The organism is Ruegeria sp. AI3 (assembly GCF_056541245.1).
On sequence record NZ_JBQFYA010000002.1, the window covers coordinates 198,515 to 219,798 of the forward strand.

Sequence of the window (21,284 nt, forward strand, 5' to 3'; positions counted from 1 at the left end):
CGCATCTCCGGAGGGTTAGCCTACGTGGATTAAGGTCGTGAACAGACGCGGATCAAGGCTGGAGGTCGCAAATGTGGGCCCTTCCGTCAGGATCGAGACTGCATCATGGCTGTGCAGGCTCTCCTGATGGCTGGCGATCACGCGGAAATCGCCCACGTGATGATCGGCCAGCAATTCGGCACAGAACAGGCGCGCTGCGTCTTCAACAAAGATCGGATTGGCCGCGTTCAACTCGGCAAAGGCCTGTTCGTCCTCACGCTTGACCATGACCTGCGTTTCCGTCGGGACTGCACGGCGGCACAGCTCGATCAGGTCTTCGAACCACAGGCAGTCGGCGTCGCAATCCACCAGCACCGAAATCCGCGCGACCGAGCGCTGCGAGTGCGGCGTCGCCAACTGTCCGCGCTGCGACCGGGCATGCTCGCTCAATTCCAGCGAGCAGGGGCAAGTCGAGGAATAGACATAGTCCAGATGCATGATCTTCTGGCGCACACCGTTCTGTTCGATCAGCTCCAGTGCGATGTCGTAATACTGGTAACCCTCAAGCCCGGACCGCAGGCTTTTCACCTTGGCCGGGTAGGAAAAGCGCATCTGCAGACGCGCGTCGAAACTGTCGAGGTCGGTCAGATAGTCGCTCAGAGCAGCTTCCATCACCTCAAAGCTGAAGGTCCGCTCGGCGTGTTTGTAGAAGGACCGCATGATACGGGACATGTTGATGCCCTTCTTCTCGGCCTCAAGGCTCACCGTGCCGGTGACCGAAGTCTCAAGCGTCAGGTCATCCCCATCCTTGCGGTGAAAACGGATCGGCAGGCGAAAGTTCGAGATACCCACGTGCTGGATCTGCTGCTTGGCGCCCCGGATCAGGCTGGACGGGCCGTTTTGCAGGTCGGGCAATGTGGCCCGGTACGCCTCATCCGCGACAAAACCTTCGGGATATTCACGTGACATGGACGGATAGTTCACCGCCGACATGCCGGGCACGAGCCGCGCCAAGGACGGGTCCAGCTGGCTGATCTCGGCCGCAGGCGCGGTCTTGGCCCATTGCCGCAGCAATTTCAGCGCTTCTGCGGCCTGTTCCCGGTTTGGTGCGTCGTCGATGTCACGGGGGTGAACATTCATAGGCTGAGGTTCCTCGGTTGGCCGTCGAAATTCAAACGGCTGAAGTTCAGTATCCAGTTTAACCCGATACGGGCCAATTAACAGGATGGATCGAAAAAACCCAGCGTAAATCCGGCATTCTGCGCGCGGCAGCGACACAGTTTACGCCAACCTCGGTGGATCAGAGAGGCAGGTTGCACCACCTCTCTGCCTGTAGAGTCACCAGTTTGAGGCGTTTTCTACTGCCCCTGCGAGACGTCCAACGCGTGTTGGATATCGGCCAACAGATCGTCTGCATCCTCAAGACCAATCGACAGGCGGATCAGACCGGGTGTGATGCCCAGCTCATCTTTCTGTTCATCGCTCAGACGCTGATGGGTTGTTGTTGCCGGATGGGTCGCGATGGATTTCGCATCCCCCAGATTGTTCGAGATCACCGGTATCGTTAGCGCATTGAGAAACGCAAATGCTGCGTCCTTGCCGCCCTTGATGTCCAAAGACAGTACGGTTCCGCCCTTGCCCCCCAGTTGCGTCTGTACCAGAGCATTCTGGGCATGGGTTTTCAGACCCGGATAAAGCGTCCGCTCCAGCGCCGAGTGACCTTCCAGCGCCTCGGCCACGGCCTGCGCCGTTGCAGCCTGCGCGTTGACCCGTAACGCCATCGTCTCGAGACCCTTCAGCATGATCCACGCGCTGAATGGGCTAAGTGCTCCGCCGGTATGCTTCATGTAGGGCTCGACAGTCCCGCGGATAAACTCCTTGGTGCCAAGGATCACACCACCCAACGCCCGACCCTGCCCGTCGATGTGTTTGGTCGCCGAATAGATCACCACATCCGCGCCCTGCTCAACCGCACGCGAGAACACCGGGGTCGAGAACACGTTGTCGACCAGAACCAGTGCACCAACCGAATGGGCCAGTTCGGCAACGGCGGCAATGTCGATCACCTCGAGCGTCGGGTTCGACATGGACTCAAAAAACACGGCTTTTGTGTCGGGGCGGATCGCGGCCTTCCATTGGTCAAGATCGGTGCCATCGACAAACGTCACCTCGACACCATAGCGGGTCAGGATGTTTTCCAGAATGAACAGACACGACCCGAACAGCGCCTTGGCCGAGACCACATGGTCCCCCGCCTTCAGCATTGAGGTCAACGCACCATTGACAGCTGCCATGCCGGACGCCGTGGCAAACGCATCCTCGGCCCCTTCCAGCGCCGCGATACGCTGTTCAAACATCGACACCGTCGGGTTGCCGTAGCGGGCATAGATGAACTCATCCGGGCCACATTCCAAGAACCGGGCCTCGGCCTGCTCGGCTGTGTCGTATACGAAGCCCTGGGTCAGGAAGATCGCTTCGCTCACTTCGTTGTACTGACTGCGACGGATGCCGCCATGGACGGCTTGGGTGCGTTTGGTCCAGTTCTCGCTCATGTCATTCCTTTCGGCCTCGATCCCCGAGGCGCATCAAAAAAACCCCAGACGCGGTCAAGCGAAAGGGGCCTTTCATCCTGACCTTTTAGCGTGTTGTTTAGCGTGGCCCGCAATCCGGTAACAAATCGCCACGTGGTGTTGTTGCCCTTACGCCGCAGTCGCGAATTCGTCAAGCCCGACACCTGCAACGTCACGGTTCTGTAATCGTTCATTCATGGAAACGTCATAGCGTCATGACAAAGCGGCACCACAACATCTTGTGTGAGGCAGAGCATATGCCAGTAATCAGGATCAATGCTGTCAACGGACGTGCTGAGTTGCATGGTAGTTGCCGACCCTTGATCGAGGCTGTGCAAGAGGCCCAGCAATCCGAAGGACCGGTCATTATTATGACCCACGGATACAAGTATCGGCCCGATGATGCCGGTGCCTGCCCACACCGGCATATTCTGTCGCTGCATCCCAAGGCGATGCCCTGGTACAGCCCCAGCTGGCCGCAACATCTGGGCTTTGGTAGCGGGTTTGAGGACGAAGGTCTTGCCATTGCCGTTGGTTGGGACGCGCGGGGCCCGCTCTGGTCAGCGCAACGTCGTGCCGTTGAAGCGGGCAAGGTACTGGCTGACGTCATTCGTGATGTGCATCATTTGAACCCAAAGCGTCCGATCCATTTCATCGGCCATTCCATGGGTATTGAGGTGGCGCTGGAGGCTCTGCATCATATTCCACCCGGCGCGCTCAGCCGGATCATTTCCCTTACTGGGGCTGCCTATCAATCCCGCACCGTCGCGGCCCTGACCACACCTGCCGGGCGCGCGGCTGAATTCATCAACATCATCAGCCACGAGAACGATCTATTCGACTTTCTTTATGAAACCTTCATCCAGCCACCCCGTCGTGGTGATCTCAGCATTGGCGCGGGCCTGACGGCACCAAACTCGGTCACATTGCAGATCGATTGCCCGGACACGGTGGATCACCTGTCGGCGCTGATCTTCCCGCTCGCCGCGCCCGACCGGCGTATCTGCCATTGGTCCAGTTACACGCGTCCCGGCGTGCTGCGCGTCTATAACGCCTTGCTGCGCGATCCCGAGCGCCTCTGCCTGCAAAGGCTCAAACGCGGTATCCCCGAAAAACCGCACAGGCGCTGGTCACGGTTTTTTGCCCTACCCCGCCCACAGGGCCTCTTGCCGTTTGCTCAGAAAGCTTCATGATCCCCTCAGCTTGAGGAGACATCATGATCGACCTGTATTTCTGGCCCACCCCGAACGGTTGGAAAGCCTCCATCGCTCTGGAAGAGATGGAGCTGCCCTACAACACGCATCTGATCAACATCGGTAAGGGCGACCAATTCGATCCGGAGTTTCTGAAGATCTCACCCAATAACCGCATGCCTGCGATCTTCGATCCGGACGGGCCTGATGGCGCTCCGATTTCCGTTTTCGAAAGCGGCGCGATCCTGATGTATCTGGCGCGCAAGACAGGCCGGTTTTATGGCGCGACCGAACGGGACAGGGTTGCGGTAGAGGAGTGGCTGATGTGGCAGATGGGCGGCGTTGGCCCGATGGCGGGTCAGGCGCACCACTTCCTGAAATATGCCCCTAACTTGGAACCTCCGCAGGACCTGCCCTACGCCAAAGACCGCTACCGAGCCGAAGTTGCCCGGCTTTACGGCGTGCTGGATCGGCGTCTGGCCGAGAACGAGTATGTCGCGGGTGATTTTTACTCGATCGCGGATATGTCGATCTGGGGTTGGGCGAGCCTTTGGGAGGGTCAACAGCAGGTTCTGGACGACAAGCCTCACTTCGCCCGCTGGCTAGAGGCTGTGAGCGCCCGCCCGGGCGTGCAAGCCGGACGCGCCTTGTATGCAGAGCTGCGCGGGGATCACAGTAGCAAGCAAGCGCAGAGTGTTTTGTTCAAGCGCTAGCTGAGGCCCGTTCGCCAGCTTTAGAAGTCTACGCGAAAACGTCGGCCATGTTGCGAACAACCGGTTTCTGACGCGCCACGACAAGAGCGATACTTGTAAGCCCAAACACAATGAACGGCGCCATCAACACGTTTTCAACCCACGGGTAAACTGTATCCCGCTCTGACAAGTCCTCGAACAGTCGAGTGTGAAACAAAAAGGCCCGAGTTGTGAGCTTGGTGGCAAAAAGCGCGGACATAGCGACGCAGAATTGCAATGCGATATTCCAAAGACTGATCAGCTTTTCAAAATTCCTAACGCTGAGTTTCGATGTGCCAAGCAGAGTCGCGAATATCCACATTGCGATACAAACTCCGACCGTGATGGTCGTCGTCGGACTATTCAAGAATATGACCGACCCCAGAATTGTGCCCGCGATGACAAAGGCAAATACACACGCAATCTGCCGGGCGGAATAGTGCACTTTGCGCAGCATTCTGAACTGATCCGAGGGATCTTCATCACCTTTTAGCCAAGTGAGACGAAAGGCCCCCAATACAGCAAGGCAACAATACGAAGCGGCACACCCCAAAATGAAAAACGGCGCGATATCGTTGGGCGCGACCCAAGAGATCAACGGGGCATCAAGGACGATAAATCCGCTCAATATGACCAGAGCGGCGCCGCACAGGCATATCACGGCGTGAAACAGAACATATCCAACTGTTCCAGGCGCAACCACGTGTTCCATCAGTCTCGGCACGGCTAAAAAAGCCAGAATGAATGTCAGACCCGCAACGGGAATATAGGCCTGAACGTCCAAGTCGGTTCTGATGTTTCTATCAAGCTGCTGTATGAAAAACGAAATGGACAGGGCGATCACAATCAGAGTGATCAATACGGCAAATCTCAACAACAAATGATGCGTGTGGAAAATAAATGTACTCATAGCTGCCGGGTAGTCAGGGAATTGGTCAAAACTAAGACATTGCGGTCTGTTTGAGCGCGACTAGTGGCGGTCGAATGGCAAGCACATAAGAATTGGAATTTTCAGGCCAAAGCTCCCTCTCCTCGCACCAGAACATCCAGCATTCCCGAGATATCCTCGATCTCTTCCGCAATTACATGGATCACGGCGTCGGCCTTCTGCATTCGGCCCGTGACCCTCAGCAAACGCCCCGAGATTACCGCGCGGCGGAATTGTTCGTAGATCTTGCGCCAGACCACGATGTTCACGATCCCCGTCTCGTCCTCAAGCGTCAGAAAGATCACCCCTTTGGCGGTTCCGGGTCGCTGCCGCAGGATCACCAGACCCGCCACCGCCACCCGCGCGCCTTCGGGCGGCTGATCCAACCGGTTGGCAGGCAAACAGGCCGGCGGTCGGGGCCAGGCTCGGTTTGAAACATCAGGGTAAGTCGCGGCAACAAGCATGAGAACAAAAATAGAACAATTGCACAGAAAGTCCAGACGCGGCGCACAGAGTCGCAAATGAGGCTAGAAAGACCTAAATGCCTTGATTAAGGAAGAATTCGAACATCGCAAAAGGAAGACGCAAGCCATGGCAAAGATCACCTATGTCGAGCATAGCGGTACTGAACATACAGTCGACGTCGCCAATGGGCTGACCGTTATGGAAGGGGCCCGAGACAACAACATTCCCGGCATCGAGGCCGATTGCGGCGGAGCCTGCGCCTGCTCGACCTGCCACGTCTACATCCACCCCGACTGGGTTGAGAAAATCCCCGCCAAGGACGACATGGAAGAGGACATGCTGGACTTTGCCTATGAGCCCGACCCCGCCCGCTCGCGCCTGACCTGCCAGATCAAGGTCACGGAAGCACTGGACGGTCTGGTCGTGCAAATGCCAGAAAAACAGATCTGATGCCCTCCAAAGCGCCGCGTCCCCCCGTCTGCCCTTGGCACCGTCGGGCACGCGGCGCGACACTGATTTTGTGCCTGTGGCTGGCCGGCGGGGGCTCTGCCGCGGCATCAGAGGAAATCATCGACGCCCGATTTACCGAACCCACAACACGCTATGCCCATGGCGTATTGGGTGACGACGTGGAATACGGCGCCTTAGAGCTCCGGGTCGAAACGCGCGGTTCAGACAGTGCGCAAACGTTGCGGACGATACGCCTGCCCCAAGATCGGGTTTTCGAAGACCTTTCTCCTCGACTGGTGGACATGGACTCCGACGGAACGCCCGAACTTGTTGTGGTCGAGTCGCACGCCCAATTTGGCGCACAACTTGCAATCTACGACGAAAGCGGCACAAAGATCGCTGCCACCCCGTATATCGGAACGCGCTTCCGCTGGCTCGCCCCGATCGGAGCCGCCGATCTGGATGGCGATGGCTATACCGAGATCGCTTATATCGACCGCCCTCACCTCGCCAAAACCCTTCGAATCTGGCGCTACAAAGATGGCGCGTTGGCCGAGATCGCCTCTTTGCCCAGCTTGACCAACCATCGAATCGGCGAAGACTATATCTCTGGCGGCCTGCGTGACTGCGGCGAGACGCCAGAACTGATCACGGCCAGCGCCGACTGGACGCGCATCATCAGCGTCACCTACAACAATGGATGGACCACGTCAGACGTCGGCCCCTTCACAGACCGCCAAAGCCTGAACCAAGCCTTAGCGTGCTGATCCGCTCTTCATCTGGCTAAAAATATCCCGGAGGAGAGGCCGCAGGCCGAGGGGAAAAAGCCCCCTGACCCACATCAAAGTCAAAGCGCCCGCCAGCCAATATCTCGGCGATAAAAGCCCTCAGGCCAATCCACCCCATCAACCATTTCATAGGCCCGATCCCGCGCCTCTTGCAGCGTCGCACCTCGGGCGGTGACATTCAGAACACGACCGCCAACCGATTGAATCTTCCCATCAACAGCCTTTGTCCCCGCGTGGAACACCATGTTGCTGCTGTCTTCAGGAAGGCCGTCCAAGCCCTTGATAACCGAGCCTTTCTCATAAGCACCCGGATACCCGCTGGCTGCCATAACGATGGTCATCGCGTGATCATCGGCCCAGTTCACGCGCGTTTCGTCCAAACGCCCTTCGGCTGCGGCATGCATCAGATCCATCGCCTGCGCCCCAAGACGCATCATCAAAACCTGACATTCGGGATCACCAAACCGGACGTTGTATTCCACCAAACGCGGCTGCCCGTCCTTGATCATCAGACCAGCGTAGAGAACCCCTTGGAACGGCGCGCCCCGGCGCTTCATCTCGGCCATGGTTGGGCGGATGATTTCATCCATCGCGCGCGCCTCAATCTCGGCGCTCAGAACAGGAGCCGGGGAATAGGCCCCCATCCCACCGGTGTTCAGACCTGTATCCCCCTCGCCCACGCGCTTGTGATCCTGCGCGGTGCCGATCGACAGGATGTTCTCTCCATCGCACAGCACAAACAACGAGGCCTCTTCGCCATCCATGAACTCTTCGATGACAACCTCGGCACCCGCCCCACCGAAGGCCCCGCCAAACATGTCGTCAATTGCGTCCAGAGCGGTCTGCTCGTCCATCGCTACTATCACGCCCTTGCCTGCCGCCAGACCATCAGCCTTGACCACGATCGGGGCGCCCTGCTCTTGGATGTAGGCCTTGGCGGGCGCGGCTTCGGTGAACCGTGCATAGGCGGCGGTAGGCGCACCGGATGCATCGCAAACCTCCTTGGTAAAACTCTTCGAAGCTTCCAACCGGGCCGCTTCGGCAGAGGGGCCAAACACCAGCACACCGGCTTCACGCAAGCGGTCGGCCACGCCAGCGGCCAAAGGCGCCTCGGGGCCAACAATCACGAAGTCAATCGCGTTGGCCTCGGCGAAATTGACAACCGCACCGCCATTCTCGATATCCAGCGACGCGCATTCGGCGATCTGGGCGATCCCGGCATTGCCTGGCGCAACGATCAGACGGTCGCATTTGGGGTTCTGCATCACCGCCCAAGCGAGGCTGTGTTCACGCCCACCGCTGCCGAGAATAAGAATGTTCATAAGGTCGTCTCCGATCTGCTTGGCCTCGCCTGCGCGGCGTTCTAAGCTGGCACGGCATTTGACACAAGGCGCTGAAATGTCCGACCTGCTTGACGACCCAATTCCCGGCCAAAACACTCCCGAATACTCAGTTTCCGAGATTTCTGGCGAGGTGAAGCGCACGCTAGAGGGCTCGTTCGGGCGAATCCGTGTACGCGGCGAGGTCGGGCGCGTGTTCAAGGCGCGCTCGGGTCATCTGTATTATGACATCAAGGACGACCGGAACGTTCTGGCCTGCACCACGTGGAAGGGGCAGATTTCCGGCCTGTCCGTTGTCCCCGAAGAAGGCTTGGAGGTCGTCGTCACCGGTCGCCTCACAGCATTCGGCGCGCAATCCAAATACAACATGAATGTCGATGAAGTCGCAGTCGCCGGTCAAGGCGCGCTGATGGCGCTGTTGGAAAAGCGTAAAAAACAGCTAGAGGCCGAAGGACTATTCGCGCCTGAGCGTAAGAAACCGCTACCTTACCTGCCTCAGATCATCGGTGTCGTGACCTCTCCGTCCGGGGCGGTGATCCGCGATATTTTGCATCGCTTGCGCGACCGGTTTCCCCGCAAGGTTCTGATCTGGCCCGTCGCTGTACAGGGTGCAAACTGCGCGCCCGAGGTGACCCGCGCCATCGAAGGTTTCAACGCTCTGACGCCAGGTGGAGCACTGCCGCGCCCCGATCTGATCATCGTTGCACGCGGAGGCGGCTCAATCGAAGATTTGTGGGGGTTCAACGAAGAAAACGTGGCCCGGGCGGCTGCCGCATCAGAGATCCCGCTGATCTCAGCCGTGGGGCACGAGACGGACACGACGCTGATCGACTTTGTGTCCGACCGCCGCGCACCTACGCCAACGGCCGCAGCCGAATTGGCCGTACCCGTGCGGATGGAGTTGATGGCCTGGACCAACGAACAAGGCGCGCGCCTGTCGCGGGCTGCGAGCGATGCGGTTCAGCGCCGTGCGCAGCGTCTGCGTGATGTGGCACGTGCGCTGCCACGCCCGGACAGTTTGTTGAACTCTCCACGGCAACGCCTTGATCTGATTGCAGAACGCCTGACACCCGCACTAAATCGCGGGGTGCAAAACCGTCGCCTGCAACTGGTCGAGATGTCGGCACATCTGCGCCCGTCGACTTTGCGAAGCGTCGTCTCCTCCCGTCAGGAACACCTACGCAACCTTTCGTCGCGCCTCTCCCTCCGCCCGATCCAGCGCGAGATTGAGCAACAGCGCCAGGCTATCGCTCGACTGGATGAGCGGCTGGACGCCGCCCAAACCGTCAGACTGGAGCGCCTGCGCCAACAACTGACAGCAACCGACCGCCTACGCGAAACGCTCAGCTACAAGGCAACGCTGGCGCGTGGCTATGCGGTTGTGCGCGCCGAGGGTGACGTTGTGACTACCAAGGCTCAGGCTGGCAAACACGCGGCGCTTGAGATCGAATTCTCGGACGGTCGCCTGACGACCGGTTCCGCCGGCCGCCCTGCCGCGAAAAAATCCAAACCCGACGCGCCGGATCAGGGATCGTTGTTCTAGCGGTTAAACCCCGACTTCAGGCCCCAGGCACACCATCTCCTCCCCGAGGTCTTCGGCCTCATAGAGTTCGGTTGCTTGGGGGTCGCCTTCGAACTGCGCGATCAGCCCACCGCCCGAGCGAGTGAATACCCAGCATTGCGGATCCAGCCGGTCCTCGTAGACGAAACAGATCTGATCCTCGCGCTGATACCAGACGCCTTCTTTGCACTGCCCGTCCAAAAACGACCAGATCACGCGGCGGTTGGGCAAGTATCGCTCAACCCCATAAACCTGCCCCTCAAAACCATAAAACAAGGTTTTGCCCTGCGTGTACTCATCGAACTCGGCCCCGGACAGCGCCGTCTGCGCGCCCGCTGTCTGCGCCGACAGCGCCAATAGAATCACAAGATGCCTCAACATGAGGCCATAGTGTCAGATGCGGGCGAGCAAGGCCAATCACCACGCCGGTATTCGCTTGCCCCCACGTCATTATTGTGCCGCGTGCCTCCGCAAAGAACATTGGCCCCGAACAAGACAGAGGGGAGCAACGTGACACACCTGCTATTCTGGCTCGCCGCCGCTTGCGCCTTGGCCTATTTGCCGCTGTCGCCGCGCCCAGCAAGCGTGCTCCGCACCTTTCTGAAAACCGCGTCGGTTGCGGTGCTGGCCCTCGTCGCCCTCCTCAGCGGAGGCGCGACCTTGCTGGTTGTCGCCTTGGGCCTCTGCGCGGTTGGGGATGCTCTGCTGTCGCGAGAGTCCGACACCACCTTCATGGCAGGGATCGGCGCGTTTGCCGCTGGCCATATCGTTTATATCGCGCTGTTCCTGACGCATCCCAACAGCAACTTTGACCTCATTCTGGAACGGCCGGGATACTTCTGGTCGCTCCTCATTCTGGGGATCGTTGCCGCCACTTTGCTCACCCCACGGGCCGGAGAGCTGAAACTCCCGGTTCTGATCTACATCCCGATCATCCTAGGCATGGGCGTCGCAGTTCTGTCTTTGCCCGAGACCGGAATGCTTCGTTGGGCGTTGCCTGCGGCACTGGCATTCATCGCCTCAGACCTCGTGCTGGCAACCGAGAAGTTTCTGCTGCCCCAAGGACATGCAGCCCTGAAGCTGACGCCCTATCTGGTCTGGCCGCTCTATTGGGCCGCGCAGGCTGGACTACTGATCGCGTTCACCTGACCCTTTGCAACTCCGGCAAATCCACATTAGGTGGAGGGGAACACCTGCGGAGACCGAAAATGGCGTTTTTTTCAAAGCTGAAGGACAAGCTGTTCAAATCCTCATCCCGTCTTGAGGAAGGGCTGGACGCCATTGTCGAAGACGGAGGTGAAGAAACCACCGCACCAGAGCCGGTGGCGCAGACGCCTGAACCCGCCGCGCAACTGCAACCGCAACCGCAACCGCAACCGCAACCGCAACCGCAGGAAGCTGCGCCGCAACCCGAGACGGCGCAAGACGATCAGCCCGCATCCAGCGGATTGCTGGGTCGCCTGTTCAGCCGTACGGAAACCAAGGCCGAAATCCGCCGGACCCTGGATGACGATATGCTGGAACAGCTCGAAGAGCTGCTGATCGCCTCGGACATGGGCGTCGACACCGCCCTGCGCGTTACCTCGAACATGGCCGAGGGGCGTTTTGGCCGCAAACTCTCGTCCCGCGAGATCAAGCAACTGCTGGCGCAGGAAGTTGCCCGCGTGATGGAGCCGGTGGCCCGCCCCCTGCCAATCTATCCCAAACGCCCGCAAGTGGTTCTGGTGGTCGGCGTCAACGGCTCGGGCAAGACCACAACCATCGGCAAACTGGCCAGCCAGTTCAAATCCGCTGGCAAGAAGGTCGTGATCGCCGCCGGAGACACCTTTCGCGCCGCCGCCGTCGAGCAACTGCAGGTCTGGGGTGATCGCGCTGGCGTCCCTGTTCTGACCGCGCCCGAAGGCTCGGACCCCGCCAGCCTTGCCTTTGATGCCCTGACCAAAGCGCAACAGGACAGTGCCGACCTTCTGATGATCGACACCGCAGGCCGCCTGCAAAATCGTGCCGACCTAATGGAGGAACTGGCCAAGATCGTCCGCGTGATCAGCAAGGTCGATGAGACCGCGCCGCACAACACGCTGCTTGTGCTGGATGCGACTACGGGCCAGAACGCCCTCAGCCAGGTCGAAACCTTCCGCAAACTCGCCGATGTGTCGGGCCTTGTGATGACCAAGCTGGACGGCACAGCCAAAGGCGGCGTGCTGGTCGCGCTGGCCGACAAGTTCGGCCTGCCCATCCATGCCATCGGCGTCGGAGAGCAAATAGATGACCTCGCCCCGTTCGACCCCGAAGAATTCGCAGCGGCCCTGACCGGCCTCGACCAAAACTGATCCGCCTCTTCATCTGGCTGAAAATATCCTCGGGGGTCTGGGGGCAGACAGCCCCCAGCCTCGCCACACCAAACAAGACCTGACAATTGAGCGACTGGCTGATCTCACTCGAAGGCACCGAAGCGGGCCACAATCTCGCCCTTGGCCTGGCGTTGATGGCAGCTTTTCTGCACGCGGTCTTCGGAGCATTGCAAAAGGGCCGCCACGATCCGTGGCTGTCTCGTGGGGCCATCGACGCCTGCTATTGCCTGATGGCCATCCCCTTTGCCCTATTCGTCGTGCCATGGCCCGAACCCTATATGTGGCCCATTTTCGGCATCGTCTGGCTGATCCACATCACCTACAAGATCCTTCAGGCCTTGGCCTATACCAAAGGCTCCTACACGGTGGTTTACCCGGTCGTTCGCGGTACCGGCCCACTTTTCACTGTGATCGGAGCCTACCTTCTGTTCGGAGAAACCTTCACAGGCACGCAATGGTTCGGTGTGGCCGTCCTTCTGGCCGGTATCTTCGGGCTGGCTGCCTATAATTTCCGGTTTCTGGAAACCAATCGTGAGACTCTAGGCATCGCTCTTGCCCTGGCGATTGCCACCGGTCTCTTCGTAGCGCTCTACACGACCTATGACGCTTATGGCATCCGCGCCACCGCTGATCCGTTCACCTTTCTGGCCTGGTTCTTCATGATCGACGGCTTCGCGATGCCGATCTACGCGTTCCTCAGATGGCGTGCTATGATCAACCGCCCCTCCCCCGGTCCGCTGATGCTGCGCGGGCTCGCAGGCGGCTTGATCGCACCACTGTCATTCGGAGCCATTATGCTGGCCACCCGATTGGACAAAGTCGGAGAAGCGGCTGTACTGCGGGAAACATCAACTGTATTTGCAGCCTTGATCGGGTGGCTGGTTTTGAAAGAAACCGTTGGCCCAAGACGCATCGCCCTGATGGCACTGATTGCATTGGGCGCTGTAATCGTTGAAATGGGCGGATGAACAGCAGGACACCACGATGACAGGCAAAAAAGAGATCAACCCGTTTCTGAAACAGGTGCTGGAACTGGGCCCCCCGCTGGCCTTCTTCTTCATCTACCTGCGGCTGCGTGATGACAGCTTTCTGATCGGCGGTATCGAGTATTCAGGCTTCATCATCGCTACTATCCTCTTTGTCCCGCTGATTCTGGCGGCAATGGGCATCTTGTGGTTCCTGACAGGCAAACTCAGCCGGATGCAGATTTTCACCGCTTTCATGGTGATCTTCTTCGGTGGCTTGACCGCCTGGTTCAATGATGAGCGGTTCTTCAAGATGAAAACCACGCTGGTCTACGGGTTCTTCTCGGTCATTCTTGGGATCGGGTTGCTGCAGGGAAAGTCCTACCTCGCCTACGTTTTGGACGAGATGCTGCCGATGAAGCACGAAGGCTGGATGATCCTGACACGTCGCCTCTGTGCTTGCTTTGCCGTTCTGGCCGTCGCCAATGAGATCGTCTGGCGCACCATGTCCACCGATCTTTGGGTGAAGATCGAAACCTTCGCCTTTCCCATCGCGCTAATGGCCTTCCTGATGTACCAGTTCCACCGCCTGCAGAGCTATCTGGAAGACCCCGATTGCCAGTAGTGGACCCAAAGCCCTTTGGTATCAGTTTGACACTCATCCAAGGAAACCACTTGGCTTGTTGACCTTGCTGTGAATAATTGAGTAACCACTCACCATCCTACTCCGGAGATTAGTACCCGAATGGCGGTATTCCCAAATAGCGGCTTCCTGTCCGATGCATCCGAAGGCCTGCGCGAGATGCTCTCGGCGCTGGCGACGGAAATCTCTTTGGATAAAAACGAAACCCTGTTCGATCAGGATGACGAAGGCGATGCGCTTTATGCCATCGTCGAAGGGACGCTCGAAGTGTCCTTCCTGGCCATGAGCGGCCGAAAGCTGGCTCTGACGCTCATGCGTCCGGGCGAGGTTTTCGGTGAGATCGCTCTGTTCGACAGCGGCCCTCGCACTGCCACTGTTGCAGCTGCTGAACCTTCTCGGGTTCTGCGCGTGCGTCGCAGGGACGTGATGGAGCAAATCCGCCAACACCCCGATCTTGCGGTTGATATGGTCCGTCTGGCCGGATTGCGGATGCGGTCGATGAGCTCGCAACTAAACGAGCAGGTCTTCTTGCCGATGCCGATTCGACTGGCGCGCAAACTGCTGCATCTGTCGTCTCTGCAGGACGATCCCACGGAACGCATTACCCTGTCGCAAAGTGAATTAGCCGAATTCGTTGGGGCCACGCGTGAAGCCGTCTCGAAAACCATTTCGATCTGGAAACGCGACAATGTGGTCGAGGCATCGCGGGGCGGATTGCTGATCCACGACATTGAAGCTTTGCGCGCTTTGGCTGAATCGGACCTGATCTGACCTTTTGTGATCTTGTTCACAGACGACTCAGAAGTCAGTGCCCTAGGGTAAATCTGTTACCGTAGGAGGTCAGTAATCATCCCCGATATCTGTCCACTGATCTCTCCCTGTACCTAAGCCATATGCCCAAAAGGCATATGGCTTATTTTCTTTCTGCCGGGCCTAAAAGAACATGAAAAAAGGCCGGAGAAACCCCCGGCCCTTTTCGGTAGCTATGTGATGAGCTTAGTTTTCAAGGCTCAACGCGACAAAGCGCGGGTCGCCGCCGCGGCGTACCAACAGCAGCAGCGATTTGCGCCCGGCTTCAGTAGCTTCTTCAATACGCGCCTCAAGGTCACTGATGGATTCGACCTTCTGCTGCCCGGCTTCGGTGATCAGATCACCTGCGCGCAGACCTTTGGCAAATGCCTCCGAGGCTTCGTCAACCTCGGTCACGACCAGACCGTCCGCCTCGGCATCGAGGCCCAGATCTTCACGCAGCGTATCTGTCAGCGGTGAAATGGTCAGGCCCAGAATGTCAGCGTTTTCGTCGGTTGGCGCGTCCGGAGTATCTTCTTCACTCGTTTCGGCACGCTCTGCATCCTCACGGCGCCCGAGAGTGACCAGAATAGTCTGAGTGCCACCATCGCGATGTACGACCACACGAACCGATTTGCCTACGGTTGTCTCGCCGACCTGACGCACCAGACCGCGCGTATCTTCAACCTCGACCCCGTCAAAGCTGAGGATCACGTCCCCTGCTTTCAGACCGGCCTCTTTCGCGGGACCCTCCGGTACATCGCTGATCAATGCGCCACCGGGTTTATCCAGACCCATTGCCTCGGCCATATCCTCAGTTACGTCCTGAATGCGCACGCCCAGCCAACCACGGCGGGTTTCGCCGAACTCACGCAGCTGGTCGACGACCTTGGTCACGACATTGGAGGCCATCGAAAACCCAATACCGATCGAGCCGCCGTTGGGAGACAGAATCGCAGTGTTCACGCCGATGACCTGACCATCCATGTTAAACAGAGGACCACCCGAGTTGCCCCGATTGATCGCCGCATCGGTCTGGATGTAGTCGTCATAGGACCCGCTCAGTGCGCGGTTACGGGCCGAGACGATCCCCGCCGAAACCGAGAACCCCTGCCCAAGCGGGTTTCCCATGGCAATCACCCAGTCGCCAACACGCGCCGTGTCGCTGTCGCCGAACTGTACATATTGCAGAGGCCCCGACGCCTCGACTTTCAACAGCGCGATATCAGTTTTTTCATCCGTGCCGATGACCTTGGCAGGCAATTCCTTCACGGGCTGACCATCGCCAGGGAAGAATTCAATCAGGATCTCATCGGCCTCGGCGATCACGTGGTTATTGGTGACGATAAAGCCGTCTTCCGAGATCACGAAACCCGACCCCAACGCGTTGCTGCGGCGCGGGCGGTCGCCATTGTCGCCGTTGCGATCCTGAAACTCGCGGAAGAAATCTTCGAACGGAGAGCCCTCGGGCACGATCCCCTGCGGCCCGGTCTGGCCTTCGATCAGGGTCGATGTGGTGATATTGACCACCGCCGGGCTGATCTGTTCCGCCAGCGGCGCAAGGCTTTCCCCACGCGCATACGCCGCAACAGTTTGTGCTGCGATCAGAACCATCGCTCCGAAGGCCAGCCACATCAGTCGCATGAAACCATCACCATCGTCCCGCCGGACGGAAATACTGCGCGCTTGTGCCTGCACTTGGGAACTCCTTGTCGTCAATCTCTTACAGACCGCCCTAAGGCAGACTATCTTTCCACCCAATGTAGTCGGTTTGATCACGCTCGCAACTGAGGATCGCGGGGAAATCACCGGCAAGTGAGGTCAGGGCATCAAAACCCCAGCTGATAGGCGCCCCAAAGCAGCACAAGACCGCTGACGACACAGAGCAGCCCTGCCAAACGCCGCGCCTGTTCTGGCAGCGTCCGCAGCGCCTCTAACATACGTTCAATAAGCGAAGGGGCCAGCGCATAGGCCAGCCCCTCGACAATCAGCACCAGCCCGAAGGCCAGAAGGATCATACCCATTACTGGGTCGCCTGCCCGGTGGGCGATTTCAGGTAGTTGAAGAACTCCGAATCCGGGCTGAGGACCATCGAGCTGTTCCCGCCTTGCAACGCGCGCTCATAGGCGGACAGCGAGCGGTAGAACTCAAAGAACTCTGGGTCTTGTCCAAACGCTTCAGCGAAGATCGCGTTGCGTTCGGCGTCTGCCTCACCGCGGATGATCTCGGCCTCACGGTTGGCGTCCGAAACCAGTTCAACCACGGTCCGGTCAGCCTGCGCTCGGACACGCTGCGCGGCTTCGTTACCACGGGCGCGTTCGTCGGTCGCTTCACGTTCCCGTTCGGCTTTCATCCGGTCAAAGGTCGCCTCAAGGTTCGCCTGCGGCAGGTCAGTGGCTTTAAGGCGCACGTCGATGACATTGACGCCCAGCGCCCGCGCTTCGGCAATTGCGCTGTTGCGGATCCGCAGCATGAGGGCCGCACGGTCAGAGCTGAGGATATCCCGCGAGGAGACCGAACCCAGAACTTCCCGGGTTTCCGCGCGAAGGATACGGTCCAGACGGTCCTCGGCCACCGGAATACCGCCAACACCAACGGCCTGACGGAACTGCTCCAGATCCGAAATCCGGTAACGCGCGAAGGCATCAACCACAAGACGACGGTCATCAAGGGGTGTCACCTCAAGCGGCTGCACGTCGATCGACAGGATGCGGTCATCATAGCGCACAACCTCTTGAATCAGAGGGATTTTAAACGCCAATCCGGGCTCTTCCTTGACCGCGACAACGCGACCAAACTGCAGAACCAGAGCGCGTTCACGCTCATCCACGATGAAGATCGAGGACAGAACACCGACAATCGCGAGGAAGACGACGGGTAGGATAAATGTCGTTTTACGCATCAGTTGCTCTCCGCTGCAGGGGTACGACGCAGTTCGTTCAACGGCAGGTACGGCACAACGCCCTGCCCCGAGCCGCCGGTGTTTTCGTCCAGGATGATCTTGTCCACGTCACCCAGAACCTGCTCCATGCGCTCCAGATACAGACGCTTGCGGGTCACATCTGGTGCTTTGGAGTATTCCTCCAGAACCGCGCTGAAACGGCTGGCCTCACCTTGAGCGCTGTTGATCTGTTGAGCGCGATAGGCTTCGGCCTCTTCCAGAACCTGAGCAGCTTCACCACGTGCTTCCGCAAGAACACGGTTGGCATAGGCGTCCGCGACGTTCTGTAAACGATCCCGTTCCTGCGCAGCGGCCTGAACGTCACGGAATGCGGCAATCACGTCCTGCGGCGGGTCAGCCTTGTCGAAGTTCACGCGGACGATGTTCACGCCCGAATCGTAACTGTCCATTGTCGCCTGAATCAGTTCTTGCAGACGTTCTGCGATAATGCCTCGGTCTCTGTTCAGGATCGGAGCAAGTTCGCTTTGCGCGATAATCTCACGCATCGCCGACTCTGACACAGCCTGAATCGTTTGACGCGGGTCGCGCAGGTTAAAGAGGAACTTGGCGGGGTCGTTGATGTTCCAAACGACCTGATAGTCGATATCGACCACGTTTTCGTCACCGGTCAGCATCAGACCGTCGTCGCTTCCACGCGCGCCGCCCATGTCTTCGTTCTGTTCCCGTGTAACTGGAATGACTTCAGCGGTTACGAAAGGCCAAGGCGCAAAGTTCAGACCAGGATTTCCGACAGCCGAGAATTCGCCAAGGAACAGTTCAACCGACTGCTCTTCTGGCTTAACGGTGTAAAAGCTGGCCGCAGCCCAGAGGCCGATCGCGACCAATGCGCCAATCGCCACGGTGCCTTTGGTAAAGATCGGGCCACCGCCGCCACCGCCTGAACCGTTGCTGCCACGGCCACCGCCGCCACGACCGCCCATGAGGACGCGCAGCTGCTCTTGCCCTTTTTTCATCAGCTCATCGATCTCGGGGATCTGCGGGCTCTCCCCTTCGGGAGGCTTGCGCCCGTCACCGTTATTACCCCGATTTCCTCCACCACCAGAGGAGCCTCCGCCCCCCCAGGGGCCACCGCTGTTGCCCGCCATATGTGTCTATTCCCTTGTGTTTGACCGTGTGATCACGGTGTTCCTTGTAACTTGGTTGCGCGCAGTTGCAAATCAAGCCGTGCGTACAGGTTGCCGCATTGTCACCAGTTCTTCGGCCATGACCGGGTGAACTGCAACCGTGCGGTCGAAATCTTCCTTGGTCGCCCCCATTTTAACGGCAATGCCAGCCAGCTGGATCATCTCACCTGCGCCCGGCGCCACGATGTGGCAGCCCAGCACCTTGCGCGTGGCCTGAGACACGATCAGCTTCATCAGAACCCGCTGAGTGCCACCGGCAAAAGATTTCTGCATCGGCTTGAACGAAGTCGCATAAACCTCGATCGGTTCCTGCGCTGCCGCTTCTTCCTCACTCAGGCCCACGGTGCCGAATTCGGGCTGGGTGAAAATCGCGGTCGGGATCAGTTCATGATCCACTGGGGTCGGGTTGCCTTTGAAGACGGTCTCAACAAAGGCCATGCCTTCGCGGATTGCAACCGGGGTCAGGTTCACGCGGTCGGTCACATCGCCAATCGCATAGATAGAGGGCACGCCGGTCTGGCTGTATTCATCCACGATGATCTCGCCCTTGCGGCCACGTTCGACGCCCACGTCCTCAAGCCCCAGATTGTCCGCATTCGGAGTGCGCCCGGTGGCATACATGACCACGTCGAAATGATCCTCGGTCCCGTCGGTGGCTTTGACGCGGATCTTGTCGCCCTCTTTCGTCATCTCTAGCACATTGGTGCCCAGACGCACGTCGATACCGTTCTGGCGCATCTCTTCACAGATTAGGCCACGCGCTTCTTCGTCAAAGCCACGCAGGATCTGCGCACCACGGTAGAACTGAGTGGTCTTGACGCCCAGCCCGTTCATGATCCCAGCAAATTCGCTGGCGATATAGCCGCCGCCGACGATCAGGATGCTTTCGGGCAGCTTCTCAAGGTGGAAGATTTCATTTGAGGTGATGGCAAGATCCGAGCCGGGGAAGTCCGGCACAACCGGACGGCCACCCGTCGCAATCAGGATATGCTTGGCGGTTTTACGCGTACCATCGGCCAGTTCAACCGTATGCGGATCGACCACATGGGCGCGCTGATCAAAGCTTTCGACACCGTTGTTTTTCAGTATGTTGCGGTAGATACCTTCCAAACGATCCAGTTCCGTCACCAGCTTTCCGTGGAAGGTGTTCCAGTTGAACGCTCCGGGCTGAATGTCCCAGCCATAGGCCTGCGCGTCGCCAACCATTCCCGAATATTCGCTAGCGAAGACCATCAGCTTCTTGGGAACGCAGCCGCGGATAACGCAAGTGCCGCCGTACCGATCCTCCTCGGCCAGCGCCACTTTGGCACCGTTTTCGCCCGCCGCTACGCGCGCCGCGCGGACCCCGCCCGAGCCTCCGCCGATTACGAAGAGGTCATAGTCAAAGCTCATGCTGGGTTCCTTCATTCAGCTTGCAAAATTCTTTGGATATCTGGGCGCGAAAACCGCCCTGCCAACCCCCAAAGGCGTAAATTTCCAGTATATTCCAACACGTCCTCGGGATGGCGCCTTCCACTCAGTCCGAAAAATCCGAAAACAGGTTGTCCTTGGCGCCCCCGAGGAGCTGGTCCAGTTCAACGGTTCCGGCATTGATGTCGCGCAGCTCGACCCGGCCATCGCCGTAGCCCACAACGACCTTGTCGCAGATGTCTATGAACAGCCCGTTCTCGACGACACCCGGCACCTGGTTCAAAACCAGCGCCATCTGCCGCGCATTGCCAATCCTTTGCAGATGCAGGTCGAGGATATGGTTGCCCTCATCGGTCACAAACGGGGCCTCACCATTCATGCGAAGGGCAGAGTTGGTGCCAAGCACATCCATCGTGTCCAGAACTTCTTCGATCAACGTTCGAGTGGTCTGCCAGCCAAAGGGGATCACCTCGACCGGCAGCGGGAATGCGCCGAGCGTTTCGACCTCTTTCCCGGCATCGGCGATCACCACCATCTGGTCGCTGGCCGTCGCCACGATCTTTTCCTGCAGATGCGCACCGCCTCCGCCCTTGATCAGGTTCAGATCACCGTCGAACTCATCCGCGCCGTCAATCGTCAGGTCCAGCCATCCGGCTTGATCCAGTGACACGACCTCGATCCCGACCTCACGCGCCAGTTGCGCGGTTCGGGTTGAGGTGGGTACTCCCTTGATGCGCAGGCCTTCTTGCTGGACACGCTCGCCCAGACGGCGAACAAGCCAGGCGGCAGTCGAGCCGGTGCCCAGCCCCACCCGCATTCCGTCTTCGACCATGTCGGCCGCGCGGTACGCCGCAACGTATTTGGCTGTGTCGATTGGCGACAAATCCGCGGTCATTGGCAGTCTTCCCCAAATAGTCTGCAAGACTTATATGCAATGCTCCACCCAACTTCGAGACCCAATTCACGTCGCCCGGATGCGAAAGATGTCGCTCAATTGCGCGTTTCCTATCGGAAACGTCGCAAACAAGGCTTTTC

22 protein-coding genes and 1 riboswitch are annotated in these 21,284 nt (G+C 58.8%); of the genes, 10 read left to right on the plus strand and 12 right to left on the minus strand.

Annotated features, from left to right (window positions below):
* Positions 1-15 precede the first annotated feature (15 nt).
* Together folE2 and metZ are read right to left on the minus strand one after the other, a co-directional pair.
* Positions 16-1,119 (minus strand): GTP cyclohydrolase FolE2, encoded by a 1,104-nt coding sequence (gene folE2 / locus ACRZ95_RS04745; protein ID WP_170677589.1) that lies wholly within the window; start codon positions 1,117-1,119, stop codon positions 16-18.
* A gap of 218 nt (positions 1,120-1,337) precedes the next feature.
* Positions 1,338-2,531 carry an O-succinylhomoserine sulfhydrylase gene (metZ, locus tag ACRZ95_RS04750; protein WP_170677587.1) on the minus strand — a complete coding sequence of 398 codons (1,194 nt, stop codon included), beginning with the start codon at positions 2,529-2,531 and terminating at the stop codon, positions 1,338-1,340.
* 65 nt (positions 2,532-2,596) lie between these two features.
* Positions 2,597-2,673, minus strand: a riboswitch (SAM riboswitch).
* A 133-nt stretch (positions 2,674-2,806) separates the two neighbouring features.
* Here metZ and ACRZ95_RS04755 point away from each other — a divergent pair.
* Together ACRZ95_RS04755 and ACRZ95_RS04760 are read left to right on the plus strand one after the other, a co-directional pair.
* On the plus strand, positions 2,807-3,742 hold the full coding sequence (locus ACRZ95_RS04755; protein WP_170677585.1) for a DUF726 domain-containing protein: 936 nt from the start codon (positions 2,807-2,809) through the stop codon (positions 3,740-3,742).
* 23 nt (positions 3,743-3,765) lie between these two features.
* Positions 3,766-4,455: a glutathione S-transferase N-terminal domain-containing protein gene (locus ACRZ95_RS04760; protein ID WP_170677583.1), complete on the plus strand. Its 690-nt coding sequence runs from the start codon at positions 3,766-3,768 to the stop codon at positions 4,453-4,455.
* A 28-nt stretch (positions 4,456-4,483) separates the two neighbouring features.
* Here ACRZ95_RS04760 and ACRZ95_RS04765 read toward each other — a convergent pair whose 3' ends face one another.
* Together ACRZ95_RS04765 and ACRZ95_RS04770 are read right to left on the minus strand one after the other, a co-directional pair.
* Positions 4,484-5,383 carry a hypothetical protein gene (locus ACRZ95_RS04765; RefSeq protein ID WP_170677581.1) on the minus strand — a complete coding sequence of 300 codons (900 nt, stop codon included), beginning with the start codon at positions 5,381-5,383 and terminating at the stop codon, positions 4,484-4,486.
* A gap of 101 nt (positions 5,384-5,484) precedes the next feature.
* The gene (locus ACRZ95_RS04770; protein ID WP_170677579.1) at positions 5,485-5,865 is read right to left on the minus strand and encodes an OB-fold nucleic acid binding domain-containing protein; all 381 of its coding nucleotides are present in this window, start codon (positions 5,863-5,865) and stop codon (positions 5,485-5,487) included.
* A gap of 127 nt (positions 5,866-5,992) precedes the next feature.
* On the opposite strand from ACRZ95_RS04770, the gene ACRZ95_RS04775 reads away from it, so the two are divergent.
* Positions 5,993-6,316, plus strand: coding sequence for a 2Fe-2S iron-sulfur cluster-binding protein (locus ACRZ95_RS04775; RefSeq protein ID WP_170677577.1), 324 nt, complete (start codon positions 5,993-5,995; stop codon positions 6,314-6,316).
* Complete coding sequence (locus ACRZ95_RS04780) at positions 6,316-7,083, plus strand: FG-GAP repeat domain-containing protein (RefSeq protein WP_170677575.1); 768 nt, start codon at positions 6,316-6,318, stop codon at positions 7,081-7,083. Before ACRZ95_RS04775 ends, ACRZ95_RS04780 begins: the two co-directional genes overlap by 1 nt.
* A gap of 80 nt (positions 7,084-7,163) precedes the next feature.
* On the opposite strand, the gene purD is transcribed toward ACRZ95_RS04780, so the two are convergent.
* Positions 7,164-8,426 (minus strand): phosphoribosylamine--glycine ligase, encoded by a 1,263-nt coding sequence (gene purD, locus ACRZ95_RS04785; RefSeq protein WP_170677573.1) that lies wholly within the window; start codon positions 8,424-8,426, stop codon positions 7,164-7,166.
* Between the two features lie 76 nt (positions 8,427-8,502).
* Between purD and xseA the strand changes: the two genes are divergently transcribed.
* Positions 8,503-9,987 (plus strand): exodeoxyribonuclease VII large subunit, encoded by a 1,485-nt coding sequence (gene xseA / locus ACRZ95_RS04790; protein ID WP_170677571.1) that lies wholly within the window; start codon positions 8,503-8,505, stop codon positions 9,985-9,987.
* Positions 9,988-9,990: 3 nt separating this feature from the next.
* Here xseA and ACRZ95_RS04795 read toward each other — a convergent pair whose 3' ends face one another.
* Positions 9,991-10,386 carry a hypothetical protein gene (locus ACRZ95_RS04795; protein WP_480554587.1) on the minus strand — a complete coding sequence of 132 codons (396 nt, stop codon included), beginning with the start codon at positions 10,384-10,386 and terminating at the stop codon, positions 9,991-9,993.
* A gap of 129 nt (positions 10,387-10,515) precedes the next feature.
* On the opposite strand from ACRZ95_RS04795, the gene ACRZ95_RS04800 reads away from it, so the two are divergent.
* The 5 genes from ACRZ95_RS04800 (at position 10,516) to ACRZ95_RS04820 (ending at position 14,735) form a co-directional block, all read left to right on the plus strand.
* Complete coding sequence (locus tag ACRZ95_RS04800) at positions 10,516-11,154, plus strand: lysoplasmalogenase (RefSeq protein WP_170677569.1); 639 nt, start codon at positions 10,516-10,518, stop codon at positions 11,152-11,154.
* Positions 11,155-11,213: 59 nt separating this feature from the next.
* Positions 11,214-12,335 carry a signal recognition particle-docking protein FtsY gene (gene ftsY / locus ACRZ95_RS04805; protein ID WP_480554589.1) on the plus strand — a complete coding sequence of 374 codons (1,122 nt, stop codon included), beginning with the start codon at positions 11,214-11,216 and terminating at the stop codon, positions 12,333-12,335.
* A gap of 86 nt (positions 12,336-12,421) precedes the next feature.
* Positions 12,422-13,324, plus strand: a complete 903-nt coding sequence (locus tag ACRZ95_RS04810; protein ID WP_170677565.1) for a DMT family transporter — start codon at positions 12,422-12,424, stop codon at positions 13,322-13,324.
* A 16-nt stretch (positions 13,325-13,340) separates the two neighbouring features.
* On the plus strand, positions 13,341-13,946 hold the full coding sequence (locus ACRZ95_RS04815) for an inner membrane-spanning protein YciB (protein ID WP_170677563.1): 606 nt from the start codon (positions 13,341-13,343) through the stop codon (positions 13,944-13,946).
* A 120-nt stretch (positions 13,947-14,066) separates the two neighbouring features.
* Positions 14,067-14,735 carry a Crp/Fnr family transcriptional regulator gene (locus ACRZ95_RS04820; protein ID WP_170376330.1) on the plus strand — a complete coding sequence of 223 codons (669 nt, stop codon included), beginning with the start codon at positions 14,067-14,069 and terminating at the stop codon, positions 14,733-14,735.
* Positions 14,736-14,960: 225 nt separating this feature from the next.
* Here the strand turns inward: ACRZ95_RS04820 and ACRZ95_RS04825 are convergent, their stop codons facing one another.
* The 6 genes from ACRZ95_RS04825 to rpiA all read right to left on the minus strand — a co-directional run bounded on the left by ACRZ95_RS04825 (position 14,961) and on the right by rpiA (position 21,144).
* Entirely contained in the window at positions 14,961-16,397 is a 1,437-nt protein-coding gene (locus ACRZ95_RS04825; RefSeq protein WP_170642501.1) for a Do family serine endopeptidase, read from the minus strand.
* Between the two features lie 185 nt (positions 16,398-16,582).
* Positions 16,583-16,777 carry a DUF2065 domain-containing protein gene (locus ACRZ95_RS04830; RefSeq protein ID WP_170381551.1) on the minus strand — a complete coding sequence of 65 codons (195 nt, stop codon included), beginning with the start codon at positions 16,775-16,777 and terminating at the stop codon, positions 16,583-16,585.
* The gene (gene hflC, locus ACRZ95_RS04835; protein ID WP_170470136.1) at positions 16,777-17,655 is read right to left on the minus strand and encodes a protease modulator HflC; all 879 of its coding nucleotides are present in this window, start codon (positions 17,653-17,655) and stop codon (positions 16,777-16,779) included. Before hflC ends, ACRZ95_RS04830 begins: the two co-directional genes overlap by 1 nt.
* Positions 17,655-18,800, minus strand: a complete 1,146-nt coding sequence (gene hflK / locus ACRZ95_RS04840; protein WP_170470140.1) for an FtsH protease activity modulator HflK — start codon at positions 18,798-18,800, stop codon at positions 17,655-17,657. Before hflK ends, hflC begins: the two co-directional genes overlap by 1 nt.
* A 72-nt stretch (positions 18,801-18,872) precedes the next feature.
* Positions 18,873-20,231: a glutathione-disulfide reductase gene (gene gor, locus ACRZ95_RS04845; protein ID WP_170677561.1), complete on the minus strand. Its 1,359-nt coding sequence runs from the start codon at positions 20,229-20,231 to the stop codon at positions 18,873-18,875.
* A 124-nt stretch (positions 20,232-20,355) separates the two neighbouring features.
* Complete coding sequence (rpiA, locus tag ACRZ95_RS04850) at positions 20,356-21,144, minus strand: ribose-5-phosphate isomerase RpiA (RefSeq protein WP_170376321.1); 789 nt, start codon at positions 21,142-21,144, stop codon at positions 20,356-20,358.
* Positions 21,145-21,284: the final 140 nt, after the last annotated feature.

Excerpts from the sequence above, each read along its gene's own strand:
- folE2 (WP_170677589.1), bottom strand. The coding sequence starts at position 1,119 with ATGAATGTTCACCCCCGTGACATCGACGACGCACCAAACCGGGAACAG.
- metZ (WP_170677587.1), bottom strand. The coding sequence starts at position 2,531 with ATGAGCGAGAACTGGACCAAACGCACCCAAGCCGTCCATGGCGGCATC.
- ACRZ95_RS04755 (WP_170677585.1), top strand. The coding sequence starts at position 2,807 with ATGCCAGTAATCAGGATCAATGCTGTCAACGGACGTGCTGAGTTGCAT.
- ACRZ95_RS04760 (WP_170677583.1), top strand. The coding sequence starts at position 3,766 with ATGATCGACCTGTATTTCTGGCCCACCCCGAACGGTTGGAAAGCCTCC.
- ACRZ95_RS04765 (WP_170677581.1), bottom strand. The coding sequence starts at position 5,383 with ATGAGTACATTTATTTTCCACACGCATCATTTGTTGTTGAGATTTGCC.
- ACRZ95_RS04770 (WP_170677579.1), bottom strand. The coding sequence starts at position 5,865 with ATGCTTGTTGCCGCGACTTACCCTGATGTTTCAAACCGAGCCTGGCCC.
- ACRZ95_RS04775 (WP_170677577.1), top strand. The coding sequence starts at position 5,993 with ATGGCAAAGATCACCTATGTCGAGCATAGCGGTACTGAACATACAGTC.
- ACRZ95_RS04780 (WP_170677575.1), top strand. The coding sequence starts at position 6,316 with ATGCCCTCCAAAGCGCCGCGTCCCCCCGTCTGCCCTTGGCACCGTCGG.
- purD (WP_170677573.1), bottom strand. The coding sequence starts at position 8,426 with ATGAACATTCTTATTCTCGGCAGCGGTGGGCGTGAACACAGCCTCGCT.
- xseA (WP_170677571.1), top strand. The coding sequence starts at position 8,503 with ATGTCCGACCTGCTTGACGACCCAATTCCCGGCCAAAACACTCCCGAA.
- ACRZ95_RS04795 (WP_480554587.1), bottom strand. The coding sequence starts at position 10,386 with ATGTTGAGGCATCTTGTGATTCTATTGGCGCTGTCGGCGCAGACAGCG.
- ftsY (WP_480554589.1), top strand. The coding sequence starts at position 11,214 with ATGGCGTTTTTTTCAAAGCTGAAGGACAAGCTGTTCAAATCCTCATCC.
- ACRZ95_RS04815 (WP_170677563.1), top strand. The coding sequence starts at position 13,341 with ATGACAGGCAAAAAAGAGATCAACCCGTTTCTGAAACAGGTGCTGGAA.
- ACRZ95_RS04820 (WP_170376330.1), top strand. The coding sequence starts at position 14,067 with ATGGCGGTATTCCCAAATAGCGGCTTCCTGTCCGATGCATCCGAAGGC.
- ACRZ95_RS04825 (WP_170642501.1), bottom strand. The coding sequence starts at position 16,397 with ATGCGACTGATGTGGCTGGCCTTCGGAGCGATGGTTCTGATCGCAGCA.
- ACRZ95_RS04830 (WP_170381551.1), bottom strand. The coding sequence starts at position 16,777 with ATGGGTATGATCCTTCTGGCCTTCGGGCTGGTGCTGATTGTCGAGGGG.
- hflC (WP_170470136.1), bottom strand. The coding sequence starts at position 17,655 with ATGCGTAAAACGACATTTATCCTACCCGTCGTCTTCCTCGCGATTGTC.
- hflK (WP_170470140.1), bottom strand. The coding sequence starts at position 18,800 with ATGGCGGGCAACAGCGGTGGCCCCTGGGGGGGCGGAGGCTCCTCTGGT.
- gor (WP_170677561.1), bottom strand. The coding sequence starts at position 20,231 with ATGAGCTTTGACTATGACCTCTTCGTAATCGGCGGAGGCTCGGGCGGG.
- rpiA (WP_170376321.1), bottom strand. The coding sequence starts at position 21,144 with ATGACCGCGGATTTGTCGCCAATCGACACAGCCAAATACGTTGCGGCG.